The 12,613-nt window shown below is 68.7% G+C and carries 14 protein-coding genes and 1 tRNA gene; 6 read left to right on the forward strand and 9 right to left on the reverse strand.

Annotated elements, in window-relative coordinates:
- Window positions 1–10: 10 nt before the first annotated feature.
- Both QUD34_RS11245 and QUD34_RS11250 read right to left on the reverse strand, forming a co-directional pair.
- Window positions 11–679: a nucleotide exchange factor GrpE gene (locus QUD34_RS11245; protein ID WP_286353798.1), complete on the reverse strand. Its 669-nt coding sequence runs from the start codon at window positions 677–679 to the stop codon at window positions 11–13.
- A 53-nt stretch (window positions 680–732) separates the two neighbouring features.
- Complete coding sequence (locus tag QUD34_RS11250; protein WP_286353799.1) at window positions 733–1,779, reverse strand: HrcA family transcriptional regulator; 1,047 nt, start codon at window positions 1,777–1,779, stop codon at window positions 733–735.
- A 57-nt stretch (window positions 1,780–1,836) separates the two neighbouring features.
- Here QUD34_RS11250 and QUD34_RS11255 point away from each other — a divergent pair, with 57 nt between their 5' ends.
- Window positions 1,837–2,679 (forward strand): hypothetical protein, encoded by an 843-nt coding sequence (locus QUD34_RS11255; RefSeq protein ID WP_286353800.1) that lies wholly within the window; start codon window positions 1,837–1,839, stop codon window positions 2,677–2,679.
- A gap of 76 nt (window positions 2,680–2,755) precedes the next feature.
- Here the strand turns inward: QUD34_RS11255 and prfA are convergent, their stop codons facing one another.
- The 7 genes from prfA to QUD34_RS11290 all read right to left on the reverse strand — a co-directional run bounded on the left by prfA (window position 2,756) and on the right by QUD34_RS11290 (window position 7,149).
- Window positions 2,756–3,829 (reverse strand): peptide chain release factor 1, encoded by a 1,074-nt coding sequence (prfA, locus tag QUD34_RS11260; protein WP_286353801.1) that lies wholly within the window; start codon window positions 3,827–3,829, stop codon window positions 2,756–2,758.
- A 79-nt stretch (window positions 3,830–3,908) separates the two neighbouring features.
- The gene (gene rpmE, locus QUD34_RS11265) at window positions 3,909–4,163 is read right to left on the reverse strand and encodes a 50S ribosomal protein L31 (RefSeq protein ID WP_286353802.1); all 255 of its coding nucleotides are present in this window, start codon (window positions 4,161–4,163) and stop codon (window positions 3,909–3,911) included.
- 141 nt (window positions 4,164–4,304) lie between these two features.
- A complete protein-coding gene (locus QUD34_RS11270) occupies window positions 4,305–5,063 on the reverse strand; it encodes a hypothetical protein (RefSeq protein WP_286353803.1) in 759 nt (252 codons plus the stop codon).
- Window positions 5,064–5,078: 15 nt separating this feature from the next.
- Window positions 5,079–5,405, reverse strand: coding sequence for a PadR family transcriptional regulator (locus QUD34_RS11275; protein WP_286353804.1), 327 nt, complete (start codon window positions 5,403–5,405; stop codon window positions 5,079–5,081).
- A gap of 121 nt (window positions 5,406–5,526) precedes the next feature.
- Window positions 5,527–5,997: a DUF2062 domain-containing protein gene (locus QUD34_RS11280; protein ID WP_286353805.1), complete on the reverse strand. Its 471-nt coding sequence runs from the start codon at window positions 5,995–5,997 to the stop codon at window positions 5,527–5,529.
- A gap of 193 nt (window positions 5,998–6,190) precedes the next feature.
- Window positions 6,191–6,267, reverse strand: a tRNA-Arg gene (locus QUD34_RS11285).
- 81 nt (window positions 6,268–6,348) lie between these two features.
- Window positions 6,349–7,149, reverse strand: a complete 801-nt coding sequence (locus QUD34_RS11290) for an N-acetylmuramoyl-L-alanine amidase family protein (protein ID WP_286353806.1) — start codon at window positions 7,147–7,149, stop codon at window positions 6,349–6,351.
- On the opposite strand from QUD34_RS11290, the gene hisS reads away from it, so the two are divergent.
- From hisS to QUD34_RS11315, 5 genes are all read left to right on the forward strand, one after another.
- Window positions 7,148–8,395, forward strand: coding sequence for a histidine--tRNA ligase (hisS, locus tag QUD34_RS11295; protein WP_286353807.1), 1,248 nt, complete (start codon window positions 7,148–7,150; stop codon window positions 8,393–8,395). The genes QUD34_RS11290 and hisS overlap by 2 nt on opposite strands.
- 135 nt (window positions 8,396–8,530) lie before the next feature.
- Window positions 8,531–9,826 (forward strand): DEAD/DEAH box helicase, encoded by a 1,296-nt coding sequence (locus QUD34_RS11300; RefSeq protein WP_286353808.1) that lies wholly within the window; start codon window positions 8,531–8,533, stop codon window positions 9,824–9,826.
- Window positions 9,827–9,879: 53 nt separating this feature from the next.
- Window positions 9,880–10,371: a MarR family winged helix-turn-helix transcriptional regulator gene (locus tag QUD34_RS11305; RefSeq protein ID WP_286353809.1), complete on the forward strand. Its 492-nt coding sequence runs from the start codon at window positions 9,880–9,882 to the stop codon at window positions 10,369–10,371.
- A 50-nt stretch (window positions 10,372–10,421) separates the two neighbouring features.
- Window positions 10,422–11,369 (forward strand): MBL fold metallo-hydrolase, encoded by a 948-nt coding sequence (locus QUD34_RS11310; RefSeq protein WP_286353810.1) that lies wholly within the window; start codon window positions 10,422–10,424, stop codon window positions 11,367–11,369.
- Window positions 11,370–11,425: 56 nt separating this feature from the next.
- Complete coding sequence (locus QUD34_RS11315) at window positions 11,426–12,613, forward strand: MdtA/MuxA family multidrug efflux RND transporter periplasmic adaptor subunit (protein ID WP_286353811.1); 1,188 nt, start codon at window positions 11,426–11,428, stop codon at window positions 12,611–12,613.

Consider the following 12,613-nt stretch of genomic DNA (forward strand, 5'->3'; position numbering starts at 1 on the left):
ACTAGGATTTTTAAGAACTCTGAAGTCGATTCACCACGACGCGGGCGGCCCGCAGGAGCTGGCCCTTGAGCTTGAAGCCCCGCTCGTAGATGGCGGCCACGGCTCCATCCGGCAGGTTGGGATCGCTGAAGGTGGTGAGGGCCTCCGCATGGAGGGCGTCGAAGGGCTCGCCCACCTGCAGCGGCAGGGCCTCGACATTCATGCGGCGCAGGGCCTCCTGGAACTGCTTGCGGATGAGCTCCACGCCGGAGCGGAAGGACTCGACATCCTGATAGGTGGCGTCGAGCCCCCGGTCGAAGTTGTCGAGGACCGGCAGCAGCTCCAGGAGGATCTTGCGCTCGGCCTGCTCCACGGCCAAGGCGATGTCCCGCTGGGCCCGGTTCCTGAAATTGTTGAAGTCCGCCGCCAGCCGCCGGTGCTGATCCATCAGCTCGGCCTCGCGCCGGAGCATCTCCTCCATCTGGCGTTCCGCGTCGCCCAGCGCCGACTCCAGGTCCACCTCGGGCACGATCTGGGTGGGGTATTCCGAGGCCACCTCGTCGGCCACGGATTGGAGGTCCTCATCCAGGGAATCATCCAGGTTGAGGTCCACCACATCCTCGGGTTCCCCGACGGGGCGGGGGCCCGTACGACTGTGGTCGGGATGGGCATCTGGTTCGTGGGGAAGGCCGGTGGTCATCGCAGCAGTATACGCAATCCCCGCAAGCCACGGGGACCGTGCCCTGGGGGTACCTAGGCCCCCTGTCGCCGGTTGACCTGCCCCGACCACCAGCGCAGGCCGCCCATGACCAGGGCATAGTCCATCCGCAGGGGCCCCACCAGGGCGAAGGTCACGAAACCTGCGGAACCCAGGCGGACCGTCCGGACGGCGGTGGCCAGGGGCCAGCCCTCCAGGTAGGGATTCTCCGAACCCAGCAGGAGCTGGACATCCTCGGAGGCCCGGTCCGCAAAGGCGTTCAGCAGCCGGGCCAGGCGGCCGTGCTCCTCGAATGCCGCCACGAGGCCGCGGAACCGGGCGGCGTCCTCGAACTCGGGGAACCCGCCCAACCGCCCCAGGCCCGACACCATCACCGGCGGCTCTCCGGCCGGGCGCTCGTCCGGCCAACGCGAGGCCAGATCACGCAGCCGGGCGCGGAGGAATTCCCCTTCCTGCGCCTCGGCCTGGAGGACATCCAGCAGGCGCGACCGCATCTCCACTAGGGTGAGTCCGGCAAACCGGGCCGTGGCGTAGTTCCCCAGCTCGACGAGGACGGACTCGGGATAGTTCCAGGCATTTTCCATGAGGCGGTGTTCCACCTCCCCCTGGCAGCCCACCCAGACCGCCACCAGCCGGCCTGGCCCCACGGGCACGAACTCCAGCCGGGCCAGACGGCTGTGGGTGAGCGGCAACGGCAGCGCCACGCAGACGCCCCCCATCACCTCGGCCAGCGTGCGTCCCGCGTGCCGGGCCCAGGTCTCGGGGTCGAGGTCCAGGTCCTCCAGCGTGGCCGCCAGGCGCCCTTCCATCTCCGGGCCCGGGGGCTGCGCCTTCAGCCAGCGGTCCACATAGTAGCGGTAGGCCCGCTCAGTCGGCACCCGGCCCGCGGAGGTGTGGGGCTGGGCCACCATCGATTCATCTTCCAGATCCGACAGCACATTCCGGATCGTGGCGCTGGACAGCGGCTCGGGGTAGCGCTTGGCCAGCAGGCGGGACCCCACCGGCTCCCCCGCCTCGAGGTAGGTCTCGATGAGGGTGCGGAGCACGGACTCGCCGCGGGGATTGAGGTGGGGTCGCGCCATGAAAGGAAACCCTCTGGGGTGTCATACTATACGGCAAGATTCCCCCAAGGAGGCCCCATGCGCACCATCCTCTCCAGTCTGTCCCTCGCCGCGATCCTGGTCGTCTCGCTGGGTTGCAACCGCAAGAGCGAAGCGGCCATCCAGGCTGAGGAAGCCGCCAAGGCCGCCGAGACCAAGGTCGCCCAGCTGGAGCAGCAGCTGGCCGAGGCCAAGTCCGGCAAGGTCGCCGGCGCCGACAGCGACACCGTCCAGCACATCACCAAGTCCCAGGTGAAGGCCCTGGAGCGGCAGGTGGCCGATGCGAAGAAGCGGGCCGAGGCCAAGAAGCAGGAAGCCATCACCCTCGCCGCCGCGCCCGCTCCCAAGGACGCCCCGAAGGCCGTGGTGGTGGATGTCCCCACCGGCACCAAACTCGAGATCGCTCTCGCCCGTGACCTCGCGACGGACAAGGAACAGCCCGGGGATGCCTGGGAAGGCACCCTGGCTGCCGATGTCGTGGTGGACGGCAAGCTGGTTTGGAGCGCCGGCAGCCTGGCCCGCGGCGTGGTCACGCAGAGCGCCCCGGCAGGCCGTCTCAGCAATGGCCAGGGCGCCCTGGGCATCCGCCTGACCGAGATCGCCGGTGTCGGCATCGACACGGACACCCATGTCGTGGTGGCCAGCGCCCGTGGCGAGCGCAATGCCAAGTTCATCGGCGGCGGCGCGGCCCTGGGTGCCCTGGTCGGCCTCCTCTCCGACAAGAAAAATCAGGGTGACCACGCCCTTGGCGGCGCGGCCATCGGCGCCGCCGCTGGCACCGCCGTGGCGGCCGGCAGCGCCGATACCGTCATTCGGATTCCCGCTTCCAAGCCCGTGGCCTTCAGCCTGACCGCACCGGAGCGGGTCACCCTGAAGAAGTAGCCTCATTCACCCTCAACGAACGGGGGAGGCGGTGCCTCCCCCGTTTCGTTGTACCCATCCGGGAAAACCGCCCGCTTCAGGCCTCCAGCGCCTGCAGCCGCTCCGCCTCGAATGCGGCCCGCAGGGGCTCGATGATGGGCTCGATCATGCCGCCCATGAAGCTGTCGATCTGGTGGACCGTGACGCCCACGCGATGGTCGGTGACGCGACCCTGGGGGAAGTTGTAGGTGCGGATCTTCTCGCTGCGATCGCCGCTGCCCACCTGGGACTTGCGCATGGCCGAGTGGATCGCATCCGCCTCGTCCTGGGCCTTCTGGAGCAGCCGGCTGCGGAGCACGGTCATGGCCTTGGCCATGTTCTTGATCTGGCTGCGCTCGTCCTGGCACTGCACCACGGTGTTGGTGGGCAGGTGCGTGAGGCGCACTGCGGAATAGGTGGTGTTCACGCTCTGGCCGCCCTTGCCGCCGGAGCAGAAGGTGTCGACGCGGAGGTCCTTCTGGTGGATCTCGATGTCCACCTCCTCGGCTTCGGGCATGACGGCCACGGTGCAGGCGGAGGTGTGGATGCGGCCCTGGGTCTCGGTCTTGGGCACCCGCTGCACGCGGTGGACGCCGCTCTCGAAACGGAAGAGGCTGTAGGCCCCCTCACCCTGGATTTCGGCCGTGGCATCCTTCAGCCCGCCCGCGTCGGCGTCGCTTTCGTCCAGTACGGAAACCTTGAAGCCCCGGCGCTCGGCGAAGCGGATGTACATGCGGAAGATCTCCGCGGCGAAGAGCGCCGCCTCTTCCCCGCCCGTGCCGGCGCGGACCTCGAGAATCACATTCTTGGCATCGGCCGGATCCTTGGGGATGAGCAGACGCTTGATCTCCGCATCGCCCTCGGCGATGGCCTTCTTCAGGTCGGGGATCTCCATCTCGGCCATCTCGCGGAGTTCGGCATCCATGCTCTTGTCGCCCAGGATGGATTCGGCCTCCTCGAGCTGCTTGATCAGGTTCCGCTGGGCCTGGAAGGCCAGCACCACCGGCTCCAGCTCCGCCCGGAGCTTGGACAGCTCCCGGAGGCGCTTGGGGTCCGACACCACGGCGGAATCCTGGAGCTGCGCCTCCACTTCCTGGAAGCGGGCTTCGACGGCTTCAAGTTGATCGAGCATGGTCCACCTCTTTTGCTGACTCTAGGCGCAAAAAAGAAGGACGGGCCGATCGCTCGGCCCGTCCTTCGGAACATCGCAGCTAGGCTTCGGTGGTCGGCGCGACTTCGGGCGTGGCCTCGGCAGGGGCCGCGGCTTCCTTCTTCGCGTACTTCTTGTTGAACTTCTCCACGCGGCCTTCGGTATCCATCAGGCGCTGCTTGCCCGTGAAGAACGGGTGGCAGGCCGAGCAGATTTCCACGCGCAGCTCCTTCTTCGTGGAGCGCGTCATGAACTCATTGCCACAGGCACAGTGGACTTTGACTTCGTGCAGCTCGGGGTGAATCTTGTCCTTCATCGCTTCCTCCTGGGACCGACCGGATGCCCCCATGAGCGGGGTATCTGCACGCGGCTTGTCCACGCAAGACGAACAGCTTACCGCCGAATCCCCGGTGGCTCAAGGGGGATTCCCGGGGCGGAGGGGTGATCAGGCCCTTCCCTACCCCTGTTCCTGGGGCGTCAGCACCCAGCGCTCGGCCAGGAGCCGCTTCAGCTTCAGGGCTCCCATCACGCTGAGCAGCAGGGTGGCGTTGAAGCTGAGTTCCAGGGGCACCTTCCACCACTGGAAGCGGACCCGACCCAGGAAGCCGGCCTCGAGGATGAACATGAAGGCCGTGAAGAGGACGGGTTCCAGGACGGTCTGCCAGAGGGGCCGCTCCTGGCTGTGACGCTCCAGGAGGAAGCCCGTGTAGGCCCCGTAGAGCAGGCGGGTGGGCTTGAAGCCGTGGTGGGTGGTGAAGCCCAGGGGGATGGACAGCAGGGAGGTGATGAGGACGGCCACCGCTGTGCGTGCCCAGGGATTCAGGCGGAGCCAGTGGCGGCGGACCCAGAAATAACCCGTGCCCACGGCCAGGCCCTGGGCCGCGGCAAACGCCAGGCTGATGTACCAGCGCCAGCCCTCGAACCACATGTGCGCACCGGTGGCGAGGCCGATCATCATGCCGGCGGCCAGGGCCGTGCTGCCCCGGTGGTTGGCGTCCTGGCCTTCCCCGGCGGAGAGTTCCTCGGCCAGCAGGGTGGGGTGCTCCTTCTCGGAAAGCATGGCCGACATGCCTGCTTCGGAGTCGATGCCCCGGGCCTCGGCCTCATCCCTGAGGTGCGCTTCCAGCTCCCTCAGGAGGGTGAGCCGACGCCTCCGGGTCAGGCCCTTGAAGCCCGAACCCACTTGGGAGAGATAGGCTTCCAGCGCCCGGGACACGGGGATCTCCTGAGCCTAGACCTTGGGCCCCACGAAGGCCTGGACCATGTCCACGAACTGGTTCCACTCCTTCTTCTTGGCCGTCAGGAAAGCATGGCCGGCGGGCTGGATCGCGTAGTAGCGCCGCTCGCGGCCGTTCTCCTGGGTTTCCCAATACGAGGCGATGAACTCGGTGGCCTCCAGCTTGTGGAGGGCCGGGTACAGGGCCCCCTCCTTCAGCGTGTAGGTGCCCCCCGTGCGCTGGCGGACCGTCTCGATGATCTGGTACCCGTACATGGGCCCCTCGCAGAGCAGCGACAACAGCAGCAGGGGTGTGCTGCCCTTCAGCAGTTCACGGTCCACGGGGTCCTCCGGTTTAGGGCACTTCGATGCCTTTAATGTGCATCGCAAAGTGAGGTCCGTCAAGCCATCCCCTCGTGATCTCGGCAAAACCTGCACGAAATTCTGATCCTTCGAGTGGGCTTCAGGACTGACGGAAGGGTCTCTTCGTCTGGCGGAACAGGCGCCCCAGCCCCCAGGCGAGCACCACCATCGGCAGGGGAACCACCAGCAGCCAGGCCGCGCCCGCATGCCAGAGGCTGGTCCAGAAGAGGCCCAGCGCCCCCCAGGCATCCGCCTTTAGCGCCTCCTCGAGAATGGGCAGGGAAAGCGGCAGGCGCGGCGCCCCGAAGAGCCGCTCGCCTAGGCGGATGAAGGGGATGAGCAGGGCCAGCTGCAGGGGGTAGGCCAGGTAGTTGGCCACCTGCATGGCGGGCTGGTTCAACCGGAAGGCGGAAGCCACCCCCAGGCAGAGCACCGTGGAAGTGCCATACAGGGGTGTGATCCCCAGGGCCAACCCCACCGCCACGCTCCAGGCCAGGGCCTCCGGGCTGAGGCCCTTCCGGAGCAGCCCGAGCAGCGGATCCCAGATCCGGGCCTTCAGCCAGGCCCTCATGCGGCCACCGGCAACCCGTGGACGGGGACGACCGGCGCGGCGAGAGGGGCATGGAGGCGGCTCATGGGCCCTCAGGGTAGCCGGGCGAAGGGACCTTGGCCTCCGAAGCCAATGGTCGCCGGAGGCCAAGGGAGCACTGGGCCTTTTCATGCCGCAAGTCGAAGGGGGGCCGCTCGGCCCCCCTTGACTCAATTGGTGTACCCGACTGGGGTCGAACCAGCGACCTTTGGCTTCGGAGGCCAACGCTCTATCCAGCTGAGCTACGGGTACGAGGGGTACTGCGACTACGACGACCTTTCATCATGGCCGTGAATGGGTGGCAGTTCAAGGTCGGGGCCGGGGCGGCGCTCCTCAGCCCGGGCCTCCCACCGTCCGGCGCCGCACGCCGCCGTTGGTTTCGGCGAAATAGCGGCGGACGCCCAGGGTGATGGCCTCGGCCACCTTGGCGCGGAAGGCGGCCTCCTTCAGCTTCGCCTCTTCCTTGGGATTGGAGATGAAGGCGACCTCCACGAGGACCGCGGGCATGGCCGCGCCCCGGAGGACGATGAAAGGAGCCTGCTTGACGCCGCGTTCCTTGATGCCCGCCAGGCGGTTGAGCTGGCCCTGGATGGCCACGGCGAGGCGCTCGGAATCCTGGAGGAAGGCCTTCTGGGCCAGGTCGTCGAGGATGCTGGCCACCACGCTGTCGGGGCTCCCGGGGCCCGCCCCCGCCCCGGCGTTCTCCACGGCCACCACCTCGTCGTCGTCGCCCTTGCCCAGGCTCAGGAAGTAGACCTCGGAGCCCCGGGCGGCGCGGGCCCGGGCGGCGTTCAGGTGGAGGCTGATGAAGAGGTCCGCGCCCTGGGCGTTGGCGGCCCGGGCCCGGTCCCAGAGGGGGATGAAGGTGTCGTCGTCCCGGGTGACGGCGGCCTCGAAACCGGCGGCCTCCAGGCGGGCGGCCACGGCCCGGCCGATCTCCAGGGCGGCGGTCTTCTCCTTCAGGCCCCTGGGGCCCTTGGCGCCCCCGTCATCCCCGCCGTGCCCCGGATCCACCATGACCTTCAGGCGCGGAGGATGGTCCCCGGGATGGCCACCGGGGGGGGCGGGTTTGGGAGTCTGCGCCCAAGACAGTAGGCTGAAGGTGAGCACCAGCGTGCTCGGGAGTCGGATCATGGCCCAGTCGGTGAAAGGTATGCGGGATCTCTTCGGGGCGGAGCTGCGGTGGTTCCAGCATATCGAAGAAACCGCCCGCCGCGTGTTCGGGCGCCACGGCTACGGCGAGATCCGCACCCCCATCCTGGAAGAGCTCGATGTCTTCAAGCGCAGCGTGGGCGAAAGCTCCGACATCGTGAACAAGGAGATGTACGAGTTCACGGACAAGGGCGGCCGCCAGGTGGTGATGCGCCCCGAGAACACCGCCGGCGTGGTGCGGGCGGCGATCCAGCACAAGCTGCTGACCTCCAACGATCCCGTCCTGTTCTATTACATCGGCCAGCAGTTCCGGTACGAGCGCATGCAGACCGGCCGCTACCGCCAGTTCTGGCAGATCGGCGCCGAGAGCTTCGGCGTGGCCACGCCGGAATCCGAAGCGGAGTCCCTGCTCATGCTCCACGGCTTCCTCACGGAGCTGGGCCTCAAGCACCTGGTCTTCTCCATCAACAGCGTGGGCACGCCCGAATCCCGGCCGGCGTTCCACGCCGCCTTCCGCGCCTTCTTCGCGGCCCGGGAGGCGCAGTTCTGCGAGGACTGTCACCGGCGCATCGAGACCAACCCCCTGCGGGTGCTGGACTGCAAGAACGAACGGTGCCAGGCCGCGCTGGAGGGGCACCCGGTCATCACCGATCACCTGGACGAGGCCTCCGCGAAGCACCACGCGCGGCTGAAGGCCCTGCTCACGGAACTGGGGATCCCCTTCAAGGAGGATCCCCGGCTGGTGCGCGGCCTGGACTACTACACCCGCACGGCCTTCGAGGTGCTCAGCTCCGACCTGGGCGCCCAGAGCGCCCTGCTGGGCGGGGGGCGCTACGACCTGCTCGTGAAGCACCTGGGCGGGCCGGATGTCCCGGCCTTCGGCTGGGCCATCGGCCTGGACCGCCTGGCCATGGTGCTGCAGCAGGTCCACGGCGAAGCGCCCCGCGAGGTCCCCGCGGTGCTGATCCCCCTGGGGGACCGCGCCGCCACCGAGGCCCTCAAGCTGGCCCGCACCCTCTGGGAGGCCGGCGTGGCCCTGCAGTTGGAGACCCGGGGCGGCGCCCTCAAGAAGGCCATGGCCTCCGCCAACCGCATGGGCGTCCAGACCGTGCTCATCCTGGGCGACGGCGAGCTGGACGGCGGCACCGTCACCGTCAAGCACATGGCCACGGGCGAGCAGGAAAGCTGGTCCCTGGAGGAAGTTGCGACACGGCTGGCCAAATCCTGACCATTCAGATAAACTAAGCACTTCGCGATCGCAGGCGACCCCCGGTCTCCGCCTCTTTTCAGTCCGAATACCCCACTTTTCGCCCTGACCGGGCCCCCGGAATCCTTCCGCGGGCGGGCCCTTCAAGGAGCGACCATGTCCTTCGATACCCTCGGGCTGATGCCCGAGCTCCTGCGCGCCGTACGCGAGCAGGGCTACGAACACCCCACCCCCATCCAGGTCCAGGCCATTCCCCTGGTGCTGGAAGGCCGCGATCTCATGGGCCGGGCCCAGACCGGCACCGGCAAGACGGCCGGCTTCACGCTGCCCATGCTGCAGCGGCTGGCGCACCACGCCAACACCTCGGCCTCGCCCGCGCGCCATCCCATCCGCGCCCTCATCCTCACCCCCACCCGCGAGCTGGCCATGCAGGTGGAGGAGAGCGTCCGCACCTACGGGAAGTACATCCCCCTGCGGTCCACCACCATCTTCGGCGGCGTGAACATCAACCCCCAGACCAAGGCCCTCCGCGCCGGCGTCGAGATCCTCGTCGCCACCCCCGGCCGCCTGCTGGACCACCAGGGCCAGGGCAACCTGAACTTCAGCCAGCTCGAAGTCCTGGTGCTGGACGAAGCCGACCGCATGCTCGACATGGGCTTCATCCGCGACATCCAGAAGATCCTGGCCCTGCTGCCCACCAGCCGGCAGACCCTGCTCTTCTCGGCCACCTTCACGGACGAGATCAAGCAGCTGGCCTCCAAGTTCCTGAAGGCCCCCGCCTCGGTGCAGATCACCCCCCAGAACACCGCCGCCGAGCTGGTCCGCCAGGTCGTCCACCCCGTGGACCGCGAGCGCAAGCGCGCCCTGCTGGCGCACCTGATCACCAGCCGCAAGCTCGAGCAGGTGCTGGTGTTCACCCGCACCAAGCACGGCGCCAACCGGCTCTCCGAGCAGCTGGACAAGGACGGCATCAGCTCCATGGCCATCCACGGCAACAAGAGCCAGCCCCAGCGCATCAAGGCCCTGGAGGACTTCAAGAAGGGCGCCGTCCGCGTCCTGGTGGCCACCGACATCGCCGCGCGGGGCCTGGACATCGACAGCCTGCCCCATGTGGTGAACTACGAGCTGCCCCAGGTGCCCGAGGACTACATCCACCGCATCGGCCGCACAGGCCGCGCCGGCGCCGAGGGCGAGGCCCTCTCCCTGGTCTGCGTGGACGAGCACAAGCTGCTCAAGGACATCGAGAAGCTGCTCCGCAAGGAACTGCCCCGGGATGTGGTCCACGGCTACGCCCCGGACCCCAGCATCCCCGCCGAGCCCATCCTGACCGGCCGCCAGGGCGGCGGTGGCGGACGGAGCCGGGGCCCCGCCCGTCCCCGTGCCGCGGCGGCTCCGGCCCCCCGGGGCGAGCGCGGCCGTCATCCCTCGCGACCTGGTGCCCGCGGGAAGTGAGGCCGGGATATACCCCTTGACACGAGGGTAGTCCGGACACAATCTTCTTGCTTATGCAAGAACAGACCCCTCCCCCCACATCAGAAGTCGGCCTGGGCGTCCTCGCCTCCGCCGTGCGTCGCCGCCTCAAGCAGGTGGTTTGGGCCCGCTTGACGCCCTATGGCCTCAGCCCCCAGCAGCTCTGGGTGATGCTGGTGCTCCTCGAGAAGGGCCCCTCCTCCCTGCACCCGCTCGCCCAGCAGGTCTGGATGGACGATCCCACGGCCAGCCGCGTGGTGAAGGCCATGGTGGGTCGCGGCTGGCTCACCACCATGCCCGACCCCCATCACGGCCGGCGGATCCTCATCGATCTGGCGCCGGGGGCCCTGCCCCTGGCCCGGGAGCTCGGGGCCATGACCGAGCGGCTCAAGGAAGCCCTGGTGACGGGCCTGAACGAGCAGGAGCGCGCCATCGTGCGCCACGGCCTGGAGACCATGCTCGGAAACCTCGACGACCTGCTCGCCGCCGGCCAGGCCCTGGGCTCCAGCGAAGCCGCGGCTTCGTGACCGGGGCTTCCCCCCAGGGATTGCCGTCGCCGACCCCCCACGGAGGCCCCATGCGTGTCCTGATTGCCGCCAGCCTCATGGCCGCCGTGGCCCTTCCCCTGGCCGCGCACGCCCGGCCCAGCGCGGCCCCGGCTCTGGCTCTGACTTCGGCCCCGGCCGAGACGCCCAAGGTCCATCGCATCGAGAAGCTGGCCGAGAACGCCTACTGCATCTTCGGCCAGGGCGGAAACATCGGGCTCATCGTCACCGCGAAGCACGCGGTGCTCATCGACGACCAGTTCGAGCGACTGGTGCCGGGGCTGGTGGAGGCCGTGCGGTCCGTCACGGACAAACCCATCAAGTACCTCGTCAACACCCATGGCCACGGCGATCATGTGGGCGGCAATGTGGTGCTGGAGAAGCAGGTCTCGGCCATCATCGCCCACGCCAATGTCCGCCGGCGCATGGTCACCGAGCAAGCCAAGCTGGAGCCCGCCAAGCGGGGCGGCCTGCCGGAGCTGGCCCTCGGATCCGAGGATGCGACCGAACGGGCCCGCCTGAACATCCACCTGGACGGCACCGAGATCCACCTCCTCCACATGGGCCCGGGCCACACCAACGGCGATGTGATCGTGGGAATCCCCTCGGCCCTCGTCATGCACATGGGCGACCTCTTCTTCCTCGGCATGCTGCCCTATGTGGATGTCGAAGGCGGCGGCAGCTTCGAGGGTCTGGTGGCCCAGATTGCCTCGGTGGCCGCCTGGATCCCGGATGGGGCACGCATCATTCCCGGCCACGGCCCCGTCTGCGGCAAGAAAGACCTTCTCCGCTACCGGGACTTCCTCCAGGCCGTGCAGGCCCATGTGAAGGCCAACGCCGGCAAGGACGCCCCCGCCCTAGCCGCCTCCTTCGACACCGCCGCCTGGCCCGAGTGGAAACCCCGCCCGGACTTCGTGACCTGGGAAACCCTCTTCTCGGCGGCTCTCGGCAAGGGGCCGGGCCGCGTGACCCGACCCTAGCCGCCCACCGCCCGCATCACCCCATCTCCACCTGTTTGAAAAGGCTCGATTCCCGTATGGATGCTCCCGACCTCCTCTCTTCTGAATCCGGATCCGCCCGCCCCGCCCTGCTGCGCGGCTGGCGCCTCTGGGCCCTCCTCGGGGCCGGCCTGGCCCTCGCCCTGGGCTTCCTGGCCCGGGGCGGAACGAAGTCACCCGGCCCCAATCCAGCCGGTGGCCGGCCCGTTCCTGTGGTGGTGGCCAAGGCCCGCCAGGGCGACATGGCCGTGAACCTCACGGGGCTCGGCACCGTCACGGCCCTGAACACCGTCACCGTGAAGAGCCGCGTGGACGGTCAGCTGGTGCGCGTGGCGTTCACCGAGGGCCAGATGGTGCGCCAGGGCGACCTGCTCGCGGAAATCGACCCCCGCCCCTTCCAGGTGCAGCTCATGCAGGCCGAGGGCCAGCTGGCCAAGGACACCGCCGCCTACCAGAACGCGGTCGCGGACCTGAAGCGCCTCCAGGGGCTGGTCCAGCAGGGCATCATCTCCCGCCAGCAGCTGGACACCCAGGGCTCCGCCGTGGCCCAGTACGAGGCCACCCTCAAGGCGGATCAGGCCCAGGTGGAGAGCGCCAAGCTGAACCTGACCTACAGCCGCATCACGGCCCCCATCGCCGGGCGGGTGGGCCTCCGCCAGGTGGACGCCGGCAACATGGTGCGCGCCAGCGATGCCAGCGGCCTGGCCGTCATCGCGCCCATCCAGCCCATCAATGTGGTGTTCGCCGTGCCCGCCGACCAGATCCAGAAGGTGCTCGGCCAGTCGGCCAAGGCCGGGAAGCTGCCCGTGGAGGCCTGGGACCGCGACCTCAAGGCCCGGCTCGCCGCCGGCACCCTGGCGGCCATCGACAACCAGGTGGATCCCGCCACGGGCACCGTGCGGCTCAAGGCGCTGTTCGGCAACGACGACCGGACGCTCTTCCCCAACCAGTTCGTCAATGCCCGCCTGCTGGTGGACACCCTCCGCGGCGTGGTGATCGTGCCCACGGAGGCCGTGCAGCGCAGCCCCCAGGGATCCTTCGTCTATGTGGTGAAGGCCGACAGCACCGTGGAGATGCGCCCCGTGGAGATCCTGGCCACCGATGGCGGCGAGACGGCCCTAAAGAAGGGCCTGACCGGCGGCGAGACTGTGGTGACCGACGGCATCGAGAAGCTGCGGCCCGGCAGCAAGATCGCCCTGCCCAAGCCTCCCGGCGCGAAGGGCTGA

This window comes from Geothrix oryzae, assembly GCF_030295385.1.
In the GTDB taxonomy this organism is placed as follows: Bacteria; Acidobacteriota; Holophagae; order Holophagales; family Holophagaceae; genus Geothrix; species Geothrix oryzae.

Excerpts from the sequence above, each read along its gene's own strand:
- QUD34_RS11245 (WP_286353798.1), bottom strand. The coding sequence starts at position 679 with ATGACCACCGGCCTTCCCCACGAACCAGATGCCCATCCCGACCACAGT.
- QUD34_RS11250 (WP_286353799.1), bottom strand. The coding sequence starts at position 1,779 with ATGGCGCGACCCCACCTCAATCCCCGCGGCGAGTCCGTGCTCCGCACC.
- QUD34_RS11255 (WP_286353800.1), top strand. The coding sequence starts at position 1,837 with ATGCGCACCATCCTCTCCAGTCTGTCCCTCGCCGCGATCCTGGTCGTC.
- prfA (WP_286353801.1), bottom strand. The coding sequence starts at position 3,829 with ATGCTCGATCAACTTGAAGCCGTCGAAGCCCGCTTCCAGGAAGTGGAG.
- rpmE (WP_286353802.1), bottom strand. The coding sequence starts at position 4,163 with ATGAAGGACAAGATTCACCCCGAGCTGCACGAAGTCAAAGTCCACTGT.
- QUD34_RS11280 (WP_286353805.1), bottom strand. The coding sequence starts at position 5,997 with ATGAGGGCCTGGCTGAAGGCCCGGATCTGGGATCCGCTGCTCGGGCTG.
- hisS (WP_286353807.1), top strand. The coding sequence starts at position 7,148 with ATGGCCCAGTCGGTGAAAGGTATGCGGGATCTCTTCGGGGCGGAGCTG.
- QUD34_RS11290 (WP_286353806.1), bottom strand. The coding sequence starts at position 7,149 with ATGATCCGACTCCCGAGCACGCTGGTGCTCACCTTCAGCCTACTGTCT.
- QUD34_RS11300 (WP_286353808.1), top strand. The coding sequence starts at position 8,531 with ATGTCCTTCGATACCCTCGGGCTGATGCCCGAGCTCCTGCGCGCCGTA.
- QUD34_RS11305 (WP_286353809.1), top strand. The coding sequence starts at position 9,880 with ATGCAAGAACAGACCCCTCCCCCCACATCAGAAGTCGGCCTGGGCGTC.
- QUD34_RS11310 (WP_286353810.1), top strand. The coding sequence starts at position 10,422 with ATGCGTGTCCTGATTGCCGCCAGCCTCATGGCCGCCGTGGCCCTTCCC.
- QUD34_RS11315 (WP_286353811.1), top strand. The coding sequence starts at position 11,426 with ATGGATGCTCCCGACCTCCTCTCTTCTGAATCCGGATCCGCCCGCCCC.